Origin of the sequence: Burkholderia sp. JPY481, assembly GCF_038900515.1 — a bacterium.
In the GTDB taxonomy this organism is placed as follows: domain Bacteria; phylum Pseudomonadota; class Gammaproteobacteria; order Burkholderiales; family Burkholderiaceae; genus Paraburkholderia; species Paraburkholderia youngii.
The window spans coordinates 47,918-67,418 of record NZ_JAYMRT010000001.1 but is presented as its reverse complement, the minus strand read 5'-3'; the positions used below and the strand labels follow the sequence as shown (position 1 = coordinate 67,418).

Below are 19,501 nucleotides of genomic sequence, written 5' to 3'. Positions count from 1 at the left end.
AACGCTCGGACACAAACGCGGCTGAACTCCGTTGCGCGCGGTCTTTCTCAGGTTTACTTGGAGGAGAAAATCGTGACCAGGCTCATTGCATCGATGACGCTGCTAGCGGCGGCCGTAGCAGCGAGCGTCACTGGATGCGCCGTCGCGCCGCCAGCGGACTACGGCTATGCGCAACCCTATTATCCTTACGCGTATGGACCGCCTTACTATGGCCCGGTGTACGGCTCGGTTGGTTTCTACGGCGGTTTTGGCGGGCCATGCTGCTATTACGGACATGGCTATTGGCACGGCGGGCATGGCGGATGGCATGGCGGTGGTTGGCACGGCGGCCACGGCGGATGGCATGGCGGGACCGGCGGCTGGCACGGTGGCGGCTTCGGCGGCATGCACGGCGGCGGCAGCGCGTGGACCGGTGGTGGCGGAATGGGGGGACATGGACACTGAGGCATTCAGGCATTGAGGTCTTGATGCATCGACGAACCGGTGTCCGCCCCCGTCGCGACAGTGACACGGCTTCAGCGCGCCCGGCGGTTTCTGGCCTTGCGGTAAAATTATCGTTTTGATTCAAGCCCGCTCGGCCGTTCCATGTCTTTACCCCGCACTCCCAGCCCTCGCCGCGTGTCCGTTGCCCCGATGATGGACTGGACGGATCGTCATTGCCGCTCGCTGCATCGAATGATTTCGCGCCATACGTGGCTTTACACGGAAATGGTGACGACCGGTGCGCTGCTGCACGGCGATGTGGCGCGTCATCTCGCTTTCACGCCCGAAGAAGCGCCGGTCGCGCTGCAACTCGGCGGCAGCGAGCCTGACGATCTCGCGCGTTCGGCAAAGCTCGGCGAGCAATGGGGCTATGACGAAATCAACCTGAATTGCGGCTGCCCGTCCGAGCGCGTGCAACGCGGCGCGTTCGGCGCATGCCTGATGAACGAGCCGCAACTCGTCGCCGATTGCGTGAAGGCGATGCGCGACGTCGTATCGGTGCCGGTCACGGTCAAGCACCGCATCGGTGTGGATACGGTCGAGGAATACGGCTTCGTCCGCGATTTCGTCGGCATGATCGCGCAAGCGGGCTGCGAGGTGTTTATCGTTCATGCGCGCAACGCGATCCTGAAGGGCTTGAGCCCGAAGGAAAACCGCGAGATCCCGCCGCTCAAGTACGACTACGCGTATCAGCTGAAGCGCGATTTTCCGCAGTTGGAGATCATCATCAATGGCGGCATCAAGACGCTCGACGAAGTCGACATGCATCTTCAGCACGTCGACGGCGTGATGCTCGGTCGCGAGGCGTATCACAACCCGTACGTGCTCGCCGATGTCGACGCGCGCTTCTATGGGTCGACGCAACCGCCGCTGACGCGCGACCAGGTCGAAGCGAAACTGATCGAGTATTGCGCGACCGAAATGGCGCGCGGCACCTATCTCGGCGCGATCACGCGCCATGCGCTCGGGCTGTATCGCGGCGAAGCGGGCGCACGCGGTTGGCGTCGCGTTTTGTCCGACAGCAAGCGGCTTGCGGCCCGCGATCTGACCATCTTCGACGAAGCGAGACAGCATCTGCGCGAGCCTCTCGAAGTTTTTGAATAAAGGACTAGGCAAACCAAAATCTAGTCCCTATAATCTCGTTTCTTCGTCGGCGAGACAGGTTTTTAAAGCAAGTCAAGCGGATGTTAGTGGTGGCTGTAGCTCAGTTGGTAGAGTCCAGGATTGTGATTCCTGTCGTCGTGGGTTCGAGTCCCATCAGCCACCCCAAAGAATTCAAGCAAACGGCGTTGTGAGCAATCACAACGCCGTTTTTGTTTTGCTGGCCGCTTTTCCCGTTTCCCATGATGAACGTGCGGTCTTCCGGGCCCGCACCGCTCCTTCTCGCCCTCTTCCGAGCCGCAAAAACCATTTGGCCAACGGGGCCGGATCCCCGCTCTGCCTTGCCGCGCTTACGTCTGAACGATTGTTTCTTCGCCGGGAATAGTAATTTCAGATTATCGGCACAAATTCTCGATAGTAGGGGTATACACTGCCTTCCATCGACGTTGCAGACACCTGGTTCACTGGCTCCTGCAACATCTTCCTGAAATGCAGTCGAAACGTTATCGGAGTCCTACCATGAAGACCAAGTTTATCGCCGCCCTGCTGGTTGCCGCTTCCGCCTCGATCGCCGCTCCCGCTTTCGCAAGCGGCTATGGTCCGGCGCCGTACTATCGTCCGTCGGTTGGCGCGCCGGCTTCGCAACAAGGCCAGAACGCTCAGACCGTCGCTGCGGAACGCGCCGACGCGCAATCGAATGCGTACGGTGGCGTGAATAGCGTGTCGACCCAATCGGGCTCGCGCAGCGAACCCAAGTCGGGCCCGCAATCGGTGTACTTCGGCCACTAAGCCACCAGCAGTAGCAGTACCGTCAGATCCGCTGCCGCTGAAGGCAGCGATCAAACTGGGCGCCGCGCATGCAGTATCGATGCCGGCGCCCAGTTGCGTTTACGCCGGCCGGCTCTAGTGCGCCCGGCATCCTTCCGTCGCGATCCGGCTATCCGCCTTAGCTTGCCAGCCCCGCATCGATCAACTCGCGCGCCGCGCTAAAAGCCGCCTGGGCGGCCGCATTCTCGGTGGACCACAGGCTATCGATATGCACGAGTTGCCAGTCGACCACCGTCGAATCCTCGCGCAGCACGCGGAAATGCGCCTTGACGCCGGTCAGTACCTGTTCGACGGCCACCTCGATGTCATAGTCGCCGTAGCGCGCCTCGTAGTCGCCCATGTCGACGCCCTTCGGCTCCATGTTCGTCTCCGTGGTTTCGCTGATCGCGGGCAAATGAACGAAACGAACGCGCGCGACTCACCCGCGACGCGCCGCCTCGCTCTTCACCCCCGCCATGCGGCCGGCCGCCTAGCAGCAGATCAGTTGCAGTCGCCGGAAAGATACTGCCGGCCGTTGCAGTTGATTTCGACCCCACCGCTGCCCGCTTCGGCAACGAGGTCGCATGCCAGCAACTCCGCCGCGACGGACTGCGCGACTTCGGGCGCCGTCTGTCCGACGCCGACGTCGTTCAGACGCCGCAACGCTTCGACCGCTTCGGGACTCAAGGACTTCGACATGGCCGTCTCCGTCGGAATGCTCAATTCATCGTAGCAAGTTTCATCGGCGGATGCAGGCGTGCCGCGTCCGCAGCGGCCCCGGAACACGGTCTGCTACTAGTGAATTGTGCACACAGCCGCGTGTCTACAAACGACGCGCGACATCGAAGGAGAACGACATGAAGCGAGGCAATTGGGCCACTGTAACGGCCACTGCTGCAGCGCTGGCGGCGCTGCTCGCGAGCGGCGTGAACGCCGTCGCGCAGACGGCGTCCAGCGCGCCGCCGGAAAGCCATGCGCCGATGGTCAAACCGCCCGAGGCGGCATCGGGCGCCGGGGGTTCGAGCAACCCGGACAACATGCCGATCAAGCGACCGGCGAAGCCGACCAACGACCACATGTCGCACGAGCCGCCGGCAAGCGGCGCAAACGCGAAGTAGCCGCCGCGCACGCCGCTCGCACTAGCGCAACGTGATCAAAGCCGCGCGATCGACACCTCGGTCGACTTCACAAGCGCGACTACCTCCGAGCCGACTTTCAGTTCGAGTTCGTCGACCGAGCGCGTCGTGATCACCGACGTAACGATGCCGAACGGCGTCTCCACGTCGACTTCGGACACCACCGAGCCGCGGATGATTTCCTTGACCTTGCCTTTGAACTGATTGCGCACGTTGATGGCGGAAATGCTCATTTCAGATGACTCCACAGAAGCGGTTGATAACGGAATGGATCAAATGGGATCGATTTGCTGGAAAGCTCAGACGGCCCAGCGCACCTCGGTCGGCCGCGTCAGACGGCCCGGTTCCGGCAGGCCGTACGGGTCATAGGCCTCGTACGCGCGATGCGCGAGCGTGTCGTCGTTCGGCGCGTTTTTCAGTACGCGTTGCAGCACGTGGTCTTCGAGCGCCGCGAAGCCCGCCGACGCCCGCGCACGCGGCCGCGCAAGCGCGACCGGCTGATCGAGCGCGATGCGGCCGTCCTCGATCAGCAGAATCCGGTCGCCGAGCGCGACGGCTTCGTGCACGTCGTGTGTGACGAGCAGCGCGGTGAAGCGATGCTCACGCCACAGCCGTTCGATCAGCGTGTGCATTTCGATGCGCGTCAACGCATCGAGCGCACCGAGCGGCTCGTCGAGCAGCAGCAATTGCGGACGATGCACGAGCGCCCGCGCGAGCGCGACGCGCTGCCGCTGACCGCCCGAGAGTTGCGCGGGCCAGTCGTTCGCGCGTTCGAGCAGGCCGACTTCGGCGAGCACCGCGCGCGCATCGTCGCGCGCGCCTCGGCCGCGGCCGAGGCCGAGCATCACGTTCTGCAGCACGCTTTTCCACGGCAGCAGACGCGCATCCTGAAACATGATGCGGGTGTCGAGCGGACCGCCATTACCGGCGCGTTTTTCGAGCACGCCTGAGCTGGCTTCTTCGAGACCGGCGACGAGTCGCAGCAACGTCGACTTGCCGCAGCCGCTGCGGCCGACGATCGCGACGAAGCTGCCCCGCTCGATCGACAGATCGAAGCCCGACAGTACCTCGCGCTCGCCATAGCGTTTGCCGACACCGCGCAACTGCACCGCGTAGTCGCTTGCTGGGCGCGCGTCGCTACGGGTCAGTGCGATGACGGGTCGCGAGCCGGCCGCCCCGTCCCGCTCACTCTCCGCGGCCTCGTTGGCGTCGTGATCCGCGAGCCGCGGCTGCGCGAGTTCGGTCTCGAGGTCGCTGCCGGCGATGCCGCCGAACGTCGTCGCTAGCGTCGTTGCGCTCATGCTTTTGCTCCTCGCTGATAGGCCGGATGCCAGCGCAGCGACACGCGCTCGAGGCTCTTCGCAAGCATGTCCGCGAGCTTGCCGAGCGCCGCGTACAGCAGAATGCCGACCACCACCACATCGGTTTGCAGGAATTCGCGCGCGTTCATCGTCATGTAGCCGATGCCCGATTGAGCGGAAATCGTCTCGGCGACGATCAGCGTGACCCACATCAGGCCGAACGCGAAGCGCACGCCGACCAGAATCGACGGCAGCGCGCCCGGCAGGATCACGTGGCGGTACAGCGCGAAACCTTTGACGCCATAACTGCGCGCCATCTCGATCAGGTTCGCATCGACCGAACGGATGCCGTGGAACGTGTTCACATAGACCGGGAAGAACACGCCGAGCGCGACGAGGAACACCTTCGCCTGTTCCTCGATACCGAACCACAGGATCACGAGCGGAATCATCGCCAGCGCGGGAATGTTGCGAATCATCTGCACCGTCGAATCGAGCACGATTTCCACGGGCTTGAACAAACCCGTCGCGAGTCCGAGCACGAGGCCGATGCCGCCGCCGATCGCGAAACCGGACACCGCGCGCCACGTGCTGACCTTCACATCCGCCCACATTTCGCCGGACTGGATCAGCGACCATGCGGCCTTCACGACCGCGAGCGGCTCGGGCAGCACACGTGTCGAGAGCGCGCCGCTGCGCGCGGCGATTTCCCACGCGAGCAGGATCGCGATCGGCGCGAGCCACGGCACCAGATGCGCGCCGAAACGGCGCAACGCGGCAGCGCGGGCGTTGGACGCGGGCTGCGGGGTTGCCCCCGTGGCCGCGCTCAAAGCAGTGTCACTCATGTTGGCTTTTCTCCTTGCCGGTCGATCAGCTCGCGCTCGCCGCCTTCGGCAGATCGCTGGTCCCGACGATTTCGCCGAACGGTCCCGACAGCGGCCCGTTGGCGACCTTGCTCAAGCGTTGCGGCAGCAGCGGAAACACGAGTTCGGCGAACCGGTAGGATTCCTCGAGATGCGGATAGCCGGACAGGATGAACGTCTCGATGCCGAGCGCCGCGTACTCCTTCATACACGCGGCCACCTGCTCCGGACTACCGACCAGCGCGGTGCCCGCGCCGCCGCGCACGAGCCCGACGCCCGCCCACAGATTCGGATAGACCTCGAGCTGCTCGCGCCCGCCGCGCTTGCCGCCGTGCAGCGCGGCCATGCGGCGCTGCCCTTCGGAATCCATCTTTGCGAACGACGCCTGCGCACGCGCAACCGTGTCGTCGTCGAGCTTGCTGATCAGCTTGTCAGCGGCGGCCCACGCTTCTTCCTCGGTCTCGCGCACGATCACGTGCAGACGGATGCCGAAGCGGATCTGCCGGCCGCGTGCCGCGGCGCGTGCGCGAATGTCCGCGATCTTCTTCGCGACCGCTTCGGGCGGCTCGCCCCACGTCAGATAGGTATCGATGTGCTCGGCCGCGATATCGTGCGCGGCCGCCGACGAGCCGCCGAACCACAGCGGCGGATGCGGGTTCTGCACCGGCGGATACAGCGCCTTGCCGCCCTTCGACTGCAGATGCTCGCCGTCGAAATCGATCGCTTCGTTGCTGTGCGAGGCCGTAAGCAGCTTGCGCCAGATATGCAGGAATTCGTCGGTGATTTCGTAGCGCGTGTCGTGATCGACGAACACGCCGTCGCCGGCCAGTTCGGCCGCGTCGCCGCCCGTCACCACGTTGATCAGCAGCCGCCCGTTCGACAGCCTGTCGAACGTCGCCGCCATGCGTGCGGCGAGTCCCGGCGACGACAGTCCCGGGCGAATCGCGACGAGGAACTTGAGCCGCTGCGTCGCGGGAATCAGGCTCGACGCGACGACCCAGGCGTCCTCGCACGAGCGGCCGGTCGGCAGCAGCACGCCCTCGTAGCCGAGCGTATCGGCGGCGACGGCGATCTGCCGGAAGTAGTCGTAATCGGCTGCGCGTGCGCCTTGGGACGTACCGAGATAGCGGCTGTCGCCGTGAGTCGGAATGAACCAGAACACATTCATGTTGTTGCTCCTGCCTGCTCTTGAAAGAAAACGGTGGGCGCGAGCGCCGGCCGCACGCATCGAGCCGGCAATCGGCAAGGCGCTGCGACGTGTTGAAGGATTGCGAAACGGACGGTGGACTCAGGCCACCGGCAAAAGCGCTGAAAGCCTATGCGCCGGGCGGACGACACCGCGGACACGACCACGCGCGGGCCCTGCTGCAACGAAGATTCGGCATGAGGCTCGACATGGCGACGGTTTTCCTCGACCAACGTGCGCGTGGTGCGCTCGATTCAACGGATGACGGCGACACCGGCGCCGTCTGCATGAGGAAACAGTCTATGGAGCGGTCCGCGGCTTTTGAACGATTTTTTTTAGCTTAGGAATTCCGCTTTCGTGATTAGCCCGGCGCTACCGCATACGGTTGTTGCGCTTTACACACGCGGCCATGGCCGCCGCACCCCGATCGATATAATGGCGCTCGTTTCCAATCACCCGGTACAGGCCTCGCGATTCGCGTCGCCAGTACGTTGCCGGTGCAATGCATGCACAAAATAATTCTGCCGTTCGTCGCCGGTTTTCTGGCTTCTTTGTTCTTCCGCGAATCGACGCTGGCGCTGATGCACGCCGCCGGCATGATCGACCCCACAGGTTTTTCGACCGCGCCGTTTTTGCCGCTCGGCCTGCCTGAATTCATCGCGAACGCAATCTGGAGCTCGTTCTGGGCCGTGCTGATGGCGTGGCTGCTGCGCGTCGCGCCGCATCGGCACGCGCCGTGGGTACCGGCGTTCGTGTTCGGTGGCATCGTGCTGACGGCCGCGAGCGTGTTCGTCGTCGATCCGCTGCGCGGCATCTGGCCGAGCGGCAACATGCTGCCGCGCCTCGCAGTGGGCTTCGCGGCCAATGCGATGTGGGGCTGGGGCGCGCTCGTGTTCATGCGCGCGTTCATGGCGAGCGAGGCTGAGGAATAAGCGCGTAGCGCGTCAGTTCGCGCAACGCGTAGATTCGCGCGGGCGGGTTCGGGAGACGGCGCGCTCAGTGCACGTTCACCCGCGCAGCGCGGCTAGCGGGTGTCCGTCCGCCGGCCACGGACTGTCGAACATCTTCTCCACATCGGCCTGGTCGACGTCCTCGATGCGCGCGAAACGCCAGCGCGGCGCGTTGTCCTTGTCGATGATGCGCGCGCGAATGCCTTCCACCGTATCGCCGAGCAGGAAGCTCGAGCGAGTCAGATCGAGATCGACACGCAGCACATCGGCCATCGACCCTTCCGCGCGCGTGACCACTTCGAGCGAGACCGCCATCGACAGCGGCGAGCGCTCGCGCAGCACCGCGATCGTCCGCTCGGCCCACTCGGCCGAGTCGCCGCCGCGCTCGCGTTCCTGTTCGAGCGACGCGAGTATCCGCGCGACGTCGGGCAGCGCGAAATGCCGGTCGATCAACGGACGCGCCTTCGCGAGCGCACTCTCCTCGGGCTGCGGCGAGACTTGATACGCGAGCGTCTCGCGCTCGACGCATGCAACCACATCCGCGCCGCGCTCGAACTCTTCGCGGCTCAACGTAGCGACGAGCGCGGGCAACGCCGCGTCGTCAATATAGACATCGGCGAGGCCCGCGTACAACGCGTCGGCCGCGCCGAACGTCTCGCCCGTCACCGCAAGATAGCGACCGATCGCGCCGGGCGTGCGCGCGAGAAACCAGCTCGCACCGACGTCCGGAAAAAGGCCGATACGCGTTTCGGGCATCGCCATCTTCGTCGATTGCGTGACGACGCGCAGGCCGCCGGTGCGATGCGCGCCCTGCGAAATGCCCATGCCGCCGCCCATCACGATGCCGTTCATCAACGCGATATACGGTTTCGGGTACACGAAGATCGCGTGATTGAGGCGGTATTCCTCGCTGAAGAACGTGTCGCGTGCCTGCTGGTCGCCGCGTTGCGCCGCCTCGTACATGAAGCGGATGTCGCCGCCCGCGCAGAACGCGCGCTCATGCCGGCTGCGCACGACGACGGCCAGCACCTCGGGGTCGTCGCGCCACTGGTCGAGCGCCGCATGGATCGCGCGGATCATGCCGGTCGACAGCGCGTTCAGCGCTTTCGGCCGCTCCAGTTCGATGAAACCGATGCGGTTGGTTACGTGGGTCGCGATTTCGTCGCTAGTGGCGGGCGAGGCGGACGTGGACATGGAGAACTGGGCGCGGCGGCGCGGGTTGACGTGGAACTGAACGTTATCACGTGCCTGCCGCTTTGCGTTTGGTGACGGGCTTGGGGGCCGTGTCCGGCGATTCGGCAGGTTCGGAGTGGCGCCGCGCGACGGTTTTCTTGCCGCGCACTGCGGCGCTCTTCGATGCGCCCGCTGCCACGGGCTGCGGCGCGCCGAGCCATGCGTCGAGCGTGACGCCGACGAGCGTCTCGAGCGGCGCACTCGGAAACACCGGACACGTGAGATTCAACGCGACGATGCCATGCAAACTCGCCCACAACGCTTCGGCCCACACGGCCGACTCCATCGATGCAACCGACGCCGACAGACGCCCCGCTGCTCGCAACTCGTCGAGCGCGTCGATCATGATGCGCAGCGCAGCGTCGCCGGGGTCGTCGTCGGCGTTGCCTCGGGACGCGGTTGAACCACCGGTCCCGCCGTTCGCGCTTGCATCTTCCGCGTTGCCGCCGTCTTTGCCAGCAGCCGCCGCGCCACCGAGCGCCGCGCCCGTATAGCTCGGATCCTCCATGAAAATCAGCCGGTACGTTTCCGGATGCTCGACGCCGAACGCGACGTACGCGCGCCCGAGCGCCTTCAGCCGTTCGGCGGGATCTGCGATGTGCACGAGCGGCACGAAGCTCGCGAGCAACTGCGCGTAGCCCTCCTCGCACAAGGCCCGCGCGATGTCGTCGCGACTCGCGAAATGCAGATACAACGTGGCGGGCGAATATTCGATTGCGTCGGCGATCTTGCGCATCGACAGCGCGGCAAAGCCTTCGCGCACGACGATGCGCCGCGCGGCATCGAGGATGCGTTCGCGCAGCGCCTGTTTCTGGCGGTGTTTTCGTTCAGCGATTCCCATGATCCGCAATTTACAGGTTGACAAACTGAAAAGTCAATTTAAACTGAACACCGTTTACTGAACGACGTTCAGTAAATTTTCGTCAGTCAACGAAGTAGCCACGAGCGCACGCGACGAGGTCGCGCCGCCATCTGAAGGAGTCGTCATGCAAGCCACGGGAAAGGTCGGTTTATTCGGTGCCGCGGGCGCGGCGGGTCAAAGCATTGCCGCGGCGCTTGGTGCGGCGGGCCGCGATTATCGGGTGGTCGGCCGTTCACGCGAGGTATTGCAACGGACCTTCGGTGACGACCCGCACGCGGAGATCGTCACCTGGAACCCCGACGACCCCGCCTCGATCCGCGCCGCTGCCGCCGGTCTGCAGACCGTGATCTACCTCGTCGGCGTGCCCTACGACCAGTTCGCGCAGCACCCGCCGTTGATGGAGAAGACGCTGGCTGGCGTGACGGCCGCCGGCGTCGAGCGCTTCATTCTGATCGGCACCGTCTATCCGTATGGCCGCGCGCGCGGCAATCCGATTCGCGAAGATCATCCGCGCGAGCCGCATACGTTCAAGGGCCGCATGCGGCTCGAACAGGAAAAGCTCGTGCTGGCCGCGCATGGCCAGAAAGGTCTCGAAACGCTGGTATTGCGGCTGCCCGATTTCTACGGACCGGGGGTTGAGCGTAGCCTGTTGCACGGTGTCTTCGTTGGCGCCGCTACCGGTAAGCGCGCGCAGGTGCTCGGTCCCATCGACGTATCGCACGAATTCATCTTTCTGCCGGATGTCGGTCCCGTGGTCGAACGACTCACGCGCACGCCCGAGGCTTACGGCCGCTGGTGGCATCTCGGGGGCGCCGGCACGATCACGCAGCGGGAAGTGGCACGCGAGGCGTACGCGCTCGCGGGCCGCGAGCCGAAGCTGATGGTGGCCGGTAAGGGCATGCTGCGCGTGCTCGGGTTATTCAATCCGCTGATGCGCGAACTGGTCGAGATGAACTATCTGTTGACCGAGCCTGTCGTGCTCGATGATTCGGCGCTGGCCACGTTGATAGGGCCGCTCAACAAAACTTCGTATCAGGAAGGGATCAGGCGGTGCTTCGAAGCGGCGCGCGAGGCAGTGCCGGTGCACGGAGTGAATTAGCGGCAACGCGTTGGCGATGCGTTGGCGGAAGGACAGTTCCGCTCAGCCTGCCATCTGCCCGGGCGGAAAATGACCACTCTTGAGTAGTACGGGTGTGCCGTTGCTGATCTGCAAATGCTCGCGCGCAACGGCCTCGATGCGCGGCCGGCCCGCATCGAACGCACGCAGCCAGCCGTCGAGGTCCTCGCTGTAAGCGCCGAAATGATCCTCGAGCGCTTCCACCGAGATCGCGCACGGCACCGGCTCACCGTCTACCAGCGCGGAAAACACGACGGTCAGGTTGGAGTCGCGGTAAGCAGGCGCGTCTTCGGGAAAACGGATTTCCATGGTCGCCTCGTCAAAAGGTGGCGGCGGGAACGTAGCACGCGAGGAAGGCCGCTATGCGCCGCCGATCCTCGCGGGTCCCGCTATGGTACTCGCGCCGCCGGATCACGGTCCAGCGTGCGCGGGCGCCTGATTCAGGGCATCGCGCGCTACGGTGGCGAGTGCTTCGGCCGGCCCTTCGCGCGGCAATCGCCGACACGCTCACTGCCCATCCAGCAAGCGGTCGACGTACTCGCGGGCCGCCCGTTCGACGAACGCGAGCGCCTCTTCTTCGCTGCTGAAGCGTTGCCGGTCGCCGAGTTCGAGCAACGTTTCCATCCGATGCGGATCGTCCGGGCCGGCTTCGGCGAGGCTCACCGAGCCGACGTAAGTACCATCCGCTTTGGCGTGCGCTTCGCCCGACGCGCCCGACGTGCTGCCCCCTGGCACGAGGCGCGCGGCGGCGCTGATGTAATAGCCGCGATAAGGGCCACTGACCCGTTCAGCCATCTTCGTCCTCCTGTTGCGGTTGCGGAGCTGGCGCCAGTCGCGACGGCGCCGCCTTGATGCTTCAGCATGCGGCGCGCCGCTGCACTGGAGGTGTGCGGGCGGCCCGCCCCATTACGATAAGGCGCGTTGCAGCGCGATAAGTTCTGCCCGCGAGCCGCACTCGCCCCGTACCGGAGTCGCGCTGCACGTCAGCCACGCGCGCCGGTCGAACGGTGCAGATCGGCATGCTCCATGCTGTCGAAAAGTACCTATGACGACGCCATTTCGAGGCCAGCGAGCGCAATATGGGAAAATATTTTCTGCAGAATCACGAACTGCCCGAGCCGGATGCGGCGAACCGCTGGTTTGAGTACGCCGAAAGTCATGGCATCGACATCCCCAGAGCGATCAGCATCTGGGAAGACGCGGCCACCGAAGAAGGCGCGGAAGCCCGGCGGCTTGTCAGCGCGGCGGGCATCACCGTCGAAACGACCTGAGCCTCGGCGCGCGCCCCCGCGTTGCACACCGACCGCCTCCAGCCCCGCAGCAACCTCAATCTGAATGAAAGGACACAACACGATGCAATTCACGACGCAACCGCGGCGCGCCGGCCGATTCCACCGCCTCCGATCCAGCGCCGCGCTTCCCCTCGTGCGTCGCGCGTCGCTGTCGGCCGCATTGCCCGCCGCGCTGCTGCTCGCCGCGGGACTGGGCGGCTGCGCGTCGTCGAACACGACCACGCTGATCAATCTGCCGAACGGCCAGACCGGCTTCGCGGTCAACTGCAGCGGCGCCAACGCCGGCTCGAGCTGGGCCTCGTGCTACGTGCAAGCGGGTAAGGCCTGCGGCGCGACCGGCTACGACATCGTGTCGAAAGACAACGACGAAGGCGGCACCGCTGGAGGCAGCGTCACGAACGTGGCGTCGGCGAATGTGAAAGGCCGCTCGATGATCGTGCGCTGCAAATAGGCCGATTAAGTTCCGTGCGGCGAGCGTGCCGACTTGCGCGGGCGCTCAATGCGCCTGCATCTTCGAGAAGAGATTCAACACCGCGACGCCAGCGACGATCAATCCCAGCCCGATGATCGCCGGCACGTCGGGGACCTGCCGGTACAGCACCAGCGCGACCAGCGTGATCAGCACGATCCCGGCACCGGACCAGATCGCATAGACGATGCCGACCGGAATGCTCCTGAGCGTCAGCGACAGGCAATAAAACGCGATGCCGTAGCCGAGCACGACGACTATCGACGGCAGCAGGCGCGAGAAACCGTCAGAGGCCCGCATCGCGGAGGTCGCGATGACTTCGGCGACGATCGCGATCGCGAGCAGCGCATACGGGGGTACGCGCATCGCGTCAGCTTTTCGCGAGCGCGAGCTTGCCGTAATCGTGACCCAGATGCGCGCACAGCGCTTCGACCACCAGTTCATGATCGGCGCGCTGCGGCAGACCGGACACCGTGATCGAACCGATCACGCCCGCGCCTTCCACCGTCAGCGGGAACGCGCCGCCGTGCGACGCGTACTCGGTGGCCGGCAGACCGTGCTTGTCGACGAGCGTCGCGCCCGCGAGCTGCATTTTCAGACCGATCGCATACGAGCTACGGCGAAATTGCGCGACGGTGTTGCCCTTGCGGCGCACCCAGTCGACGTTGTCGGGTGTCGCGCCGTCGAGCAGGCTGAAGAACAGCGGCTGGCCGAACGTGCGCACGTCGATCGCGGCGCCAATGCCGCGCGCTTTCGCGACCTCATGCAGATACGCGCCGACTTGCCACGCACGATCGGCATCGAAACGGGGAAATACGAGGGTCTTTTCCTGAAGGGCGATGACCTGCAGATCGTGAGCGATATCCATGGAGTTCAGAACCGGTCGGAGAATCGGAGTCGATGAGGTCGCCGTCGTGAAGATCCGGCGAGCCTCGTGAAGAATCTGAATTCTAGCGCAGCGTCTGCGCGCGGCTTTCCAGAGCCTTTCCGATAGGTGCCGTAGCGGTGGCGGCGCGAAGCTCAATGAAGCCAATCCTTACATGGCTATTGCGCTGGCTGTCTGGCTGGTCTATAATCTTTTCTTCGACGGACGCGGGGTGGAGCAGTCTGGCAGCTCGTCGGGCTCATAACCCGAAGGTCGTAGGTTCAAATCCTACCCCCGCAACCAGAACGAAATCATTGAAGGGTTACAACGCATTGGCGTGTAACCCTTTTTTGTTTTTGTAGCCATGAGCTGTCGATTCTCTTGACCGTCAAGCCTCAGTCCAACCTCAGGCGAAAAAAAAAGCGCGTCAACTGAATGGCGCGCCAAACTACGAGGCAATGTACAAGAGAGAAAAGATGAGATGACTGTGACGGACGCGGGAGCCTCCATCGCAACCATCACGACCGATGCTATCAGCGCATCCGAAAATCGACTGTCAAGCAACGTCAGACGCGGCGGCGCTCGCCGCATCGAACCTCCCATCGCGCAGTCCCTGCCGGCGCCTCAGTAATCGCCCGGCCGGGTGATAAACTCCTATCACCCTTTCTCGTTCCCTTTCCAATGAAATTCTGTTCTGTCTGCGGCCACGGCGTCAGCCTGAGCATTCCGCCGGGCGACAATCGCGAGCGCTTCGTATGCGGCAGTTGCGGCACCGTGCATTATCAGAATCCGCGTAACGTGGTCGGCACCGTTCCCGTGTGGGACGACAAGGTGCTGCTGTGCCGCCGCGCGATCGAGCCGCGCTACGGTTACTGGACGCTGCCCGCCGGCTTCATGGAAATGGGAGAAACGACGGCCGAAGCCGCCTCGCGCGAAACGCTCGAGGAAGCCGGCGCGCGCGTCGAGGTGCAGAACCTGTTTTCGCTGCTGAACGTGCCGCACGTGCATCAGGTGCATCTGTTCTACATGGCGCGTCTGCTCGATCTCGACATCGCCGCCGGCGAGGAAAGCCTCGAAGTGAAGCTGTTCGAGGAGCACGAGATTCCGTGGGACGAGATCGCGTTTCCAACCGTCGGCCAGACGCTGCGCTTTTTTTTCGCCGACCGCGCGGCCGGCAGTTTCGGCCTGCATACCGGCGACATCTTCCGCTCCCTGCGCGAAGGTTGAGCGGCGCGCATGGTTCCCTGGCTCGGAGCTGACGATCCGTTTCCGCCCGTCGAGCGCGCACTCGGCGCCGCGAGCGGCGCGCCCGGTCTGCTCGCGGCAAGCGGCGATCTGCTGCCGTCGCGCCTGATCGACGCTTATCGGCGCGGCATTTTCCCGTGGTATTCGGACGGCCAGCCGGTGTTGTGGTGGAGCCCCGATCCGCGCATGATCCTGCGCCCCGTCGAATTCAAGCTGTCGCCGTCGCTGCGTAAGACGCTCAAGCGGATGTTGCGCGACGACGCGTGGGAAATCCGCGTCGATCAGGATTTCGCCGCCGTGATGCGCGCCTGCGCGCAGGCGCCGCGCCGCGGCCAGCGTGGCACGTGGATCACCGCCGACGTCGTCGAAGCCTATTCGTCGCTGCATCGCCTCGGCGACGCGCACAGCATCGAAACCTGGTTCGAGGGTAAGCGTGTAGCGGGCTTGTACGGCGTGTCGCTCGGCCGGATGTTCTTCGGCGAATCGATGTATACCGACGTCACCGACGGCTCGAAAATGGCGCTGGCCGCGCTGGTCGGCCACTTGCGACGTCACGAAATAGAAATGATAGACTGCCAGCAGAACACGTCGCATCTGGCGTCGCTCGGCGGCCGCGAGATAGCGCGCAAGGCGTTCGTCGCGCATGTTCGCGCGTCTGTCGGCGCACCGGCCATCCCTTGGCGCTTCGACAAGACCGCCCTGCTCGAAATCCTCGCGCGCGCGGCGTAGGAAAAATCAGGCCGAATCCGGGTCCGCCGCCCATCGAATCGCGGCATCAACCGCCAGGCGCGCCGGGTTTGCATTACCAGAGACGCTTCGAGAGCTGCCAACGTGACTCATCCCAACGAGCTGCCTCTTTCGCCGCTTTCCGCGCTGCAATTTTATGCAACGGCGCCCTATCCCTGCAGTTACCTGGACGGCCGCATCGCGCGCTCGCAGGTCGCCACACCCAGTCACCTGATCAATTCGGACGTCTACACGGATCTCGTCAAGGCCGGCTTCCGGCGCTCGGGCGTGTTCACCTACCGTCCGTATTGCGACGGCTGCCGCGCGTGCGTGCCGGTGCGCGTGCCGGTCGAGCGTTTTCAGCCGAACCGCACGCAGCGGCGTGTATGGAGAAAGCACGGCGACCTGATCGCGACCGTCGCACCGCTGCATTACGACGAGGAGCATTACGCGCTGTATATGCGCTACCAGTCGGCGCGCCACGCGGGCGGCGGCATGGATCGCGACAGCCGCGACCAGTACGAGCAGTTCCTGCTGCAAAGCCGGATCAACTCGCGGCTCGTCGAGTTTCGCGAGCCGGCGCCGCTGCGGCCCGATGGACGGCCTGATCCGCGCCCCGATGCCCAAGGCGCGCTGCGCATGATCAGCATGATCGATATCCTCGGCGACGGCTTGTCGTCGGTATACACGTTCTTCGAGCCGAGCCAGCCGCATGCGAGCTTCGGCACCTACAACATCTTCTGGCAGATCGAGCAGGCGCGCAGCCTGAACCTGCCGTATGTGTATCTCGGCTACTGGATTCGCGAGAGCCCGAAGATGGCGTACAAGGCGAATTTCCGCCCGCTCGAAGGCTTGATCGACGGCGAGTGGCGCGTGCTCGATCCGGACAGCATCGACCTTCCGCCGGTCGATCTGCCGATGCATGGGCGACGCGGACCGCTCAGGCCGTAGCCAAAGCGCCGTCCGTCGAGTCGTCGCCAGGTCCTGCTCGCCGCCAGCAACGCCCTACCAGTCTCATCGAAGCCCAAAGCCGGTAAAATAGCGGGTTCCCATTTTCCGGCCGTCCGGCTTCATCTCGTGTTCAGTTCCCTTTATCCGCTCGTTCGCGCCCAACTCTTTCGCATGGACGCGGAAGACGCTCACCATCTGACTTTGCGCATGCTCGGCGCCGCCGGCCGGACCGGCCTCGCGGGCGCGCTCGCCTCGCGCGTACCGGATTCGCCGCGCACCGTGATGGGCCTCACGTTCCGCAACCCGGTCGGACTCGCGGCGGGCCTCGACAAGGACGGCGCGTGCATCGACGGTCTGGCGGCGCTCGGCTTCGGCTTCATCGAAGTGGGCACCGTGACGCCGCGCGCGCAGCCGGGCAATCCGCGCCCGCGCATGTTCCGGCTGCCGCAGGCGAACGCGGTGATCAACCGGATGGGCTTCAACAACGCCGGCGTCGACCAGTTCGTGAAGAACGTCCAGGCCGCGCGCTATCGCGGCATCCTCGGTCTGAACATCGGCAAGAACGCCGACACGCCCATCGAGCGCGCCGCTGAAGACTACCTGTACTGCCTCGAGCGCGTGTACCCGTTCGCGAGCTACGTGACGGTCAACATCTCGTCGCCGAATACGAAGAACCTGCGCCAGCTGCAAGGCGCCGACGAGCTCGACGCGCTGCTCGCCGCGCTGAAGGACAAGCAGCAACGGCTCGCCGACATGCACGGCAAGCTCGTGCCGCTCGCGCTCAAGATCGCCCCGGACCTTGACGACGAGCAGATCAAGTCGATCGCCGACACCCTGCTGCGCCACCAATTCGAAGGCGTAATCGCGACCAACACGACGCTGTCGCGCGCTGCCGTCACCGGCATGCCCCATGCTGACGAAGCCGGCGGCCTGTCGGGCAAGCCGGTGTTCGATGCGTCGAACGAGGTGATCCGCAAGCTGCGCGCCGAAGTCGGCGAGGCGGTGCCGATCATCGGCGTCGGCGGGATCTTCTCGGGGGAAGACGCACGCGCGAAGCTCGCGGCCGGCGCGTCACTGGTGCAGCTTTATACTGGTTTCATCTACCGCGGTCCGGCGCTCGTCGCCGAATGCGCGCAGGCGCTGCGCTAAGTATCCGCACCGGCGGCATATAGACATAAACAAACGGTATTTAGATGGCGATAGTCTCGTTTGCTATGCTCTCGACCGTCAAAACGTCAGACGTACAAAGGAACACGATGAAATTTGGCCTGCTCAAGAAACTCCTCGCCACCGCGCTGATCGGCGCGTCGTTGACCGCCGTCGCCGCGCACGCGGAAGACCTGCTCGACCAGGTCAAGCAGCGCGGCACGCTGCGCGTCGGTCTCGAAGGCACCTTCCCGCCGTTCAATTCGAAAGCGCCGTCGGGCGAGCTGGTCGGCTATGACGTCGACATCGCCAAAGCCGTCGCGGCCAAGCTCGGCGTGAAGCCGGTGTTCGTCACGACCGAATGGAGCGGCATCATCGCCGGTCTGCAGGCGGGCAAGTTCGATGTGATCGTCAACCAGGTCGGCATCACCGACGCGCGCAAGCAGACCCTCGACTTCTCGCCGGCCTACACGTACTCGGCCGCGCAGCTGATCCAGCGCAAGGACGACGCGCGCCAGTTCACGTCGCTCGAAGACCTGAAGGGCAAGAAGCTCGGCGTCGGTCTCGGCACCAACTACATGGACATGGCGAAGTCGGTACCCGGCATCGACGTGAAGACCTATCCGGGCGCACCCGAATACCTGCGCGATCTGGCCGCCGGCCGGCTCGACGCGGCGTTGAACGACCGGCTGATGCTCGCGTACCTGCTGAAGAACTCGAACCTGCCGCTGCGCACCGGCGCTAATGTCGGCACCGGCAACCCGTCGGGCATTCCGTTCAAAAAGGGTAACCCGAAGTTCGCGCAGGCGATCGACGAAGCGATGACCCAGCTCGAAGCGGACGGCACCTTCACGAAGATCTCGGACAAGTGGTTCGGCATCGACGTCAGCAAGCCGATCAAGTAACAACCGCGTAGTCAAACGAAGGGCGGCATCGATCACGATGCCGCCCTTCGCGTTTTTGCGGCCCGTGTGGGGCCTTGGACCCGAACCACGCGTCGCGTATACCCCAAGCCGCATTGCGCGACCCGCGCCTGAACGCGCGCCAAAGTTTATGATGTGCGCTTTGTGCGTCAATAAGAACACTACCCATGTCCATCACATCCCTGCTGCTCCAATCGCTGCCGGTACTCGCACAAGGCGCCTTGCTGACGATCAAGTTCGCGCTCCTGTCGATGATCTTCGGCCTGATCGGCGGCGCCGTGCTCGCACTGATGGGGATCAGCCACAGCCGGCCGCTGAACTGGATCGCACGCGTCTATGTGAGCGTGATGCGCGGCACGCCGCTACTGGTGCAGATCTTCGTGATTTACTACGGCCTGCCGAGCTTCGGCATTTCGCTCGAACCGACGCCGGCCGGCGTGATCGCGCTGTCGGCGAACGTCGCAGCCTATCTGTCCGAGAGCATGCGCGGCGCGATTCTGGGCATCCACCAGGGCCAGTGGCTCGCGTCGTATAGCCTTGGGCTGTCGCGGCGCCAGACGCTGCGCTACGTGATCGCGCCGCAGGCGCTGCGCATCGCGGTGCCGAGTCTGTCGAACAGCCTGATCAGCCTGGTCAAGGACACCTCGCTCGTGTCCGTGATCACGGTGACCGAGTTGCTGCGCAGCGCGCAGGAAATGATCGCGTCGACCTATCAGCCGCTGCCGCTTTATCTGGCCGCTGCGGCCGTGTACTGGGTGCTGTGCCAGGTGCTCGAGTGGGCGCAGCGCTGGTACGAGCGGCGGCTGTCGCTGCCGACGCGGCACTGAGCGCCGCGCACACCCTTT

General features: G+C 64.6%; 27 protein-coding genes and 2 tRNA genes. 17 read left to right on the top strand and 12 right to left on the bottom strand.

What is annotated here, in order from left to right; all coding sequences use genetic code 11:
* The first annotated feature begins 72 nt into the window (after nt 1-72).
* From VSR82_RS00360 to VSR82_RS00345, 4 genes are all read left to right on the top strand, one after another.
* Nucleotides 73-444 carry a hypothetical protein gene (locus VSR82_RS00360; protein WP_368582835.1) on the top strand — a complete coding sequence of 124 codons (372 nt, stop codon included), beginning with the start codon at nt 73-75 and terminating at the stop codon, nt 442-444.
* A gap of 141 nt (nt 445-585) precedes the next feature.
* Nucleotides 586-1,587, top strand: coding sequence for a tRNA dihydrouridine(20/20a) synthase DusA (gene dusA / locus VSR82_RS00355; protein ID WP_410849200.1), 1,002 nt, complete (start codon nt 586-588; stop codon nt 1,585-1,587).
* Between the two features lie 89 nt (nt 1,588-1,676).
* Nucleotides 1,677-1,752 (top strand) — tRNA-His (locus VSR82_RS00350).
* Between the two features lie 351 nt (nt 1,753-2,103).
* A complete protein-coding gene (locus VSR82_RS00345) occupies nt 2,104-2,373 on the top strand; it encodes a hypothetical protein (protein WP_368582832.1) in 270 nt (89 codons plus the stop codon).
* Between the two features lie 157 nt (nt 2,374-2,530).
* Here the strand turns inward: VSR82_RS00345 and VSR82_RS00340 are convergent, their stop codons facing one another.
* A complete protein-coding gene (locus tag VSR82_RS00340; protein WP_410851964.1) occupies nt 2,531-2,773 on the bottom strand; it encodes a DUF6566 family protein in 243 nt (80 codons plus the stop codon).
* Between the two features lie 119 nt (nt 2,774-2,892).
* Nucleotides 2,893-3,090, bottom strand: a complete 198-nt coding sequence (locus VSR82_RS00335) for a hypothetical protein (RefSeq protein WP_013089281.1) — start codon at nt 3,088-3,090, stop codon at nt 2,893-2,895.
* A gap of 158 nt (nt 3,091-3,248) precedes the next feature.
* Between VSR82_RS00335 and VSR82_RS00330 the strand changes: the two genes are divergently transcribed.
* Entirely contained in the window at nt 3,249-3,509 is a 261-nt protein-coding gene (locus VSR82_RS00330) for a hypothetical protein (RefSeq protein WP_368582829.1), read from the top strand.
* A 35-nt stretch (nt 3,510-3,544) separates the two neighbouring features.
* Here the strand turns inward: VSR82_RS00330 and VSR82_RS00325 are convergent, their stop codons facing one another.
* The 4 genes from VSR82_RS00325 to ssuD form a co-directional block, all read right to left on the bottom strand.
* Complete coding sequence (locus tag VSR82_RS00325) at nt 3,545-3,760, bottom strand: TOBE domain-containing protein (protein ID WP_008922916.1); 216 nt, start codon at nt 3,758-3,760, stop codon at nt 3,545-3,547.
* Nucleotides 3,761-3,826: 66 nt separating this feature from the next.
* The gene (locus tag VSR82_RS00320) at nt 3,827-4,828 is read right to left on the bottom strand and encodes an ATP-binding cassette domain-containing protein (protein WP_498857438.1); all 1,002 of its coding nucleotides are present in this window, start codon (nt 4,826-4,828) and stop codon (nt 3,827-3,829) included.
* Nucleotides 4,825-5,673: an aliphatic sulfonate ABC transporter permease SsuC gene (gene ssuC / locus VSR82_RS00315; protein ID WP_429459478.1), complete on the bottom strand. Its 849-nt coding sequence runs from the start codon at nt 5,671-5,673 to the stop codon at nt 4,825-4,827. Before ssuC ends, VSR82_RS00320 begins: the two co-directional genes overlap by 4 nt.
* 25 nt (nt 5,674-5,698) lie before the next feature.
* Nucleotides 5,699-6,859, bottom strand: coding sequence for an FMNH2-dependent alkanesulfonate monooxygenase (gene ssuD / locus VSR82_RS00310; RefSeq protein ID WP_498857437.1), 1,161 nt, complete (start codon nt 6,857-6,859; stop codon nt 5,699-5,701).
* An 89-nt stretch (nt 6,860-6,948) separates the two neighbouring features.
* Between ssuD and VSR82_RS00305 the strand changes: the two genes are divergently transcribed.
* Nucleotides 6,949-7,221, top strand: coding sequence for a hypothetical protein (locus VSR82_RS00305; protein ID WP_368582825.1), 273 nt, complete (start codon nt 6,949-6,951; stop codon nt 7,219-7,221).
* Nucleotides 7,222-7,383: 162 nt separating this feature from the next.
* A complete protein-coding gene (locus tag VSR82_RS00300) occupies nt 7,384-7,809 on the top strand; it encodes a hypothetical protein (protein ID WP_368582824.1) in 426 nt (141 codons plus the stop codon).
* Nucleotides 7,810-7,884: 75 nt separating this feature from the next.
* Here the strand turns inward: VSR82_RS00300 and VSR82_RS00295 are convergent, their stop codons facing one another.
* Complete coding sequence (locus tag VSR82_RS00295; RefSeq protein WP_429459485.1) at nt 7,885-9,021, bottom strand: enoyl-CoA hydratase/isomerase family protein; 1,137 nt, start codon at nt 9,019-9,021, stop codon at nt 7,885-7,887.
* 46 nt (nt 9,022-9,067) lie between these two features.
* On the bottom strand, nt 9,068-9,901 hold the full coding sequence (locus VSR82_RS00290) for a TetR/AcrR family transcriptional regulator (protein ID WP_429459487.1): 834 nt from the start codon (nt 9,899-9,901) through the stop codon (nt 9,068-9,070).
* Nucleotides 9,902-10,046: 145 nt separating this feature from the next.
* Between VSR82_RS00290 and VSR82_RS00285 the strand changes: the two genes are divergently transcribed.
* Nucleotides 10,047-11,021 carry an NAD-dependent epimerase/dehydratase family protein gene (locus VSR82_RS00285; protein ID WP_429459489.1) on the top strand — a complete coding sequence of 325 codons (975 nt, stop codon included), beginning with the start codon at nt 10,047-10,049 and terminating at the stop codon, nt 11,019-11,021.
* Between the two features lie 42 nt (nt 11,022-11,063).
* Here the strand turns inward: VSR82_RS00285 and VSR82_RS00280 are convergent, their stop codons facing one another.
* Nucleotides 11,064-11,348: a DUF1488 family protein gene (locus tag VSR82_RS00280; RefSeq protein WP_013089272.1), complete on the bottom strand. Its 285-nt coding sequence runs from the start codon at nt 11,346-11,348 to the stop codon at nt 11,064-11,066.
* A gap of 198 nt (nt 11,349-11,546) precedes the next feature.
* Nucleotides 11,547-11,834, bottom strand: coding sequence for a hypothetical protein (locus tag VSR82_RS00275; RefSeq protein WP_410851971.1), 288 nt, complete (start codon nt 11,832-11,834; stop codon nt 11,547-11,549).
* 284 nt (nt 11,835-12,118) lie between these two features.
* Here VSR82_RS00275 and VSR82_RS00270 point away from each other — a divergent pair, with 284 nt between their 5' ends.
* Together VSR82_RS00270 and VSR82_RS00265 are read left to right on the top strand one after the other, a co-directional pair.
* On the top strand, nt 12,119-12,310 hold the full coding sequence (locus VSR82_RS00270; RefSeq protein ID WP_429459493.1) for a hypothetical protein: 192 nt from the start codon (nt 12,119-12,121) through the stop codon (nt 12,308-12,310).
* 82 nt (nt 12,311-12,392) lie between these two features.
* The gene (locus tag VSR82_RS00265; RefSeq protein ID WP_498857436.1) at nt 12,393-12,782 is read left to right on the top strand and encodes a hypothetical protein; all 390 of its coding nucleotides are present in this window, start codon (nt 12,393-12,395) and stop codon (nt 12,780-12,782) included.
* A 45-nt stretch (nt 12,783-12,827) separates the two neighbouring features.
* On the opposite strand, the gene VSR82_RS00260 is transcribed toward VSR82_RS00265, so the two are convergent.
* Nucleotides 12,828-13,166, bottom strand: a complete 339-nt coding sequence (locus VSR82_RS00260; protein ID WP_368582815.1) for a DMT family transporter — start codon at nt 13,164-13,166, stop codon at nt 12,828-12,830.
* 4 nt (nt 13,167-13,170) lie between these two features.
* Complete coding sequence (locus VSR82_RS00255; RefSeq protein ID WP_429459496.1) at nt 13,171-13,668, bottom strand: heme-degrading domain-containing protein; 498 nt, start codon at nt 13,666-13,668, stop codon at nt 13,171-13,173.
* A gap of 223 nt (nt 13,669-13,891) precedes the next feature.
* Here VSR82_RS00255 and VSR82_RS00250 point away from each other — a divergent pair.
* The 7 genes from VSR82_RS00250 to VSR82_RS00220 all read left to right on the top strand — a co-directional run bounded on the left by VSR82_RS00250 (nt 13,892) and on the right by VSR82_RS00220 (nt 19,483).
* Nucleotides 13,892-13,968, top strand: a tRNA-Met gene (locus tag VSR82_RS00250).
* A gap of 378 nt (nt 13,969-14,346) precedes the next feature.
* The gene (locus VSR82_RS00245) at nt 14,347-14,892 is read left to right on the top strand and encodes an NUDIX hydrolase (RefSeq protein WP_074284429.1); all 546 of its coding nucleotides are present in this window, start codon (nt 14,347-14,349) and stop codon (nt 14,890-14,892) included.
* 9 nt (nt 14,893-14,901) lie between these two features.
* Complete coding sequence (aat, locus tag VSR82_RS00240) at nt 14,902-15,639, top strand: leucyl/phenylalanyl-tRNA--protein transferase (RefSeq protein WP_368582813.1); 738 nt, start codon at nt 14,902-14,904, stop codon at nt 15,637-15,639.
* Nucleotides 15,640-15,741: 102 nt separating this feature from the next.
* Nucleotides 15,742-16,587 (top strand): arginyltransferase, encoded by an 846-nt coding sequence (locus tag VSR82_RS00235; RefSeq protein ID WP_429459499.1) that lies wholly within the window; start codon nt 15,742-15,744, stop codon nt 16,585-16,587.
* A 126-nt stretch (nt 16,588-16,713) separates the two neighbouring features.
* A complete protein-coding gene (locus VSR82_RS00230) occupies nt 16,714-17,736 on the top strand; it encodes a quinone-dependent dihydroorotate dehydrogenase (RefSeq protein ID WP_368582811.1) in 1,023 nt (340 codons plus the stop codon).
* Nucleotides 17,737-17,843: 107 nt separating this feature from the next.
* Nucleotides 17,844-18,638, top strand: coding sequence for a cystine ABC transporter substrate-binding protein (locus VSR82_RS00225; RefSeq protein ID WP_429459501.1), 795 nt, complete (start codon nt 17,844-17,846; stop codon nt 18,636-18,638).
* Between the two features lie 185 nt (nt 18,639-18,823).
* The gene (locus VSR82_RS00220; protein WP_368582809.1) at nt 18,824-19,483 is read left to right on the top strand and encodes an amino acid ABC transporter permease; all 660 of its coding nucleotides are present in this window, start codon (nt 18,824-18,826) and stop codon (nt 19,481-19,483) included.
* Nucleotides 19,484-19,501 lie beyond the last annotated feature (18 nt).

Bases quoted from the DNA above. Each gene is read 5' to 3' on its own strand.
- dusA (WP_410849200.1), top strand. From the start codon at position 586: ATGTCTTTACCCCGCACTCCCAGCCCTCGCCGCGTGTCCGTTGCCCCG.
- VSR82_RS00345 (WP_368582832.1), top strand. From the start codon at position 2,104: ATGAAGACCAAGTTTATCGCCGCCCTGCTGGTTGCCGCTTCCGCCTCG.
- VSR82_RS00340 (WP_410851964.1), bottom strand. From the start codon at position 2,773: ATGGAGCCGAAGGGCGTCGACATGGGCGACTACGAGGCGCGCTACGGC.
- VSR82_RS00335 (WP_013089281.1), bottom strand. From the start codon at position 3,090: ATGTCGAAGTCCTTGAGTCCCGAAGCGGTCGAAGCGTTGCGGCGTCTG.
- VSR82_RS00330 (WP_368582829.1), top strand. From the start codon at position 3,249: ATGAAGCGAGGCAATTGGGCCACTGTAACGGCCACTGCTGCAGCGCTG.
- VSR82_RS00325 (WP_008922916.1), bottom strand. From the start codon at position 3,760: ATGAGCATTTCCGCCATCAACGTGCGCAATCAGTTCAAAGGCAAGGTC.
- VSR82_RS00320 (WP_498857438.1), bottom strand. From the start codon at position 4,828: ATGAGCGCAACGACGCTAGCGACGACGTTCGGCGGCATCGCCGGCAGC.
- ssuC (WP_429459478.1), bottom strand. From the start codon at position 5,673: ATGAGTGACACTGCTTTGAGCGCGGCCACGGGGGCAACCCCGCAGCCC.
- ssuD (WP_498857437.1), bottom strand. From the start codon at position 6,859: ATGAATGTGTTCTGGTTCATTCCGACTCACGGCGACAGCCGCTATCTC.
- VSR82_RS00300 (WP_368582824.1), top strand. From the start codon at position 7,384: ATGCACAAAATAATTCTGCCGTTCGTCGCCGGTTTTCTGGCTTCTTTG.
- VSR82_RS00295 (WP_429459485.1), bottom strand. From the start codon at position 9,021: ATGTCCACGTCCGCCTCGCCCGCCACTAGCGACGAAATCGCGACCCAC.
- VSR82_RS00290 (WP_429459487.1), bottom strand. From the start codon at position 9,901: ATGGGAATCGCTGAACGAAAACACCGCCAGAAACAGGCGCTGCGCGAA.
- VSR82_RS00285 (WP_429459489.1), top strand. From the start codon at position 10,047: ATGCAAGCCACGGGAAAGGTCGGTTTATTCGGTGCCGCGGGCGCGGCG.
- VSR82_RS00280 (WP_013089272.1), bottom strand. From the start codon at position 11,348: ATGGAAATCCGTTTTCCCGAAGACGCGCCTGCTTACCGCGACTCCAAC.
- VSR82_RS00275 (WP_410851971.1), bottom strand. From the start codon at position 11,834: ATGGCTGAACGGGTCAGTGGCCCTTATCGCGGCTATTACATCAGCGCC.
- VSR82_RS00270 (WP_429459493.1), top strand. From the start codon at position 12,119: ATGGGAAAATATTTTCTGCAGAATCACGAACTGCCCGAGCCGGATGCG.
- VSR82_RS00265 (WP_498857436.1), top strand. From the start codon at position 12,393: ATGCAATTCACGACGCAACCGCGGCGCGCCGGCCGATTCCACCGCCTC.
- VSR82_RS00260 (WP_368582815.1), bottom strand. From the start codon at position 13,166: ATGCGCGTACCCCCGTATGCGCTGCTCGCGATCGCGATCGTCGCCGAA.
- VSR82_RS00255 (WP_429459496.1), bottom strand. From the start codon at position 13,668: ATGGATATCGCTCACGATCTGCAGGTCATCGCCCTTCAGGAAAAGACC.
- VSR82_RS00245 (WP_074284429.1), top strand. From the start codon at position 14,347: ATGAAATTCTGTTCTGTCTGCGGCCACGGCGTCAGCCTGAGCATTCCG.
- aat (WP_368582813.1), top strand. From the start codon at position 14,902: ATGGTTCCCTGGCTCGGAGCTGACGATCCGTTTCCGCCCGTCGAGCGC.
- VSR82_RS00225 (WP_429459501.1), top strand. From the start codon at position 17,844: ATGAAATTTGGCCTGCTCAAGAAACTCCTCGCCACCGCGCTGATCGGC.
- VSR82_RS00220 (WP_368582809.1), top strand. From the start codon at position 18,824: ATGTCCATCACATCCCTGCTGCTCCAATCGCTGCCGGTACTCGCACAA.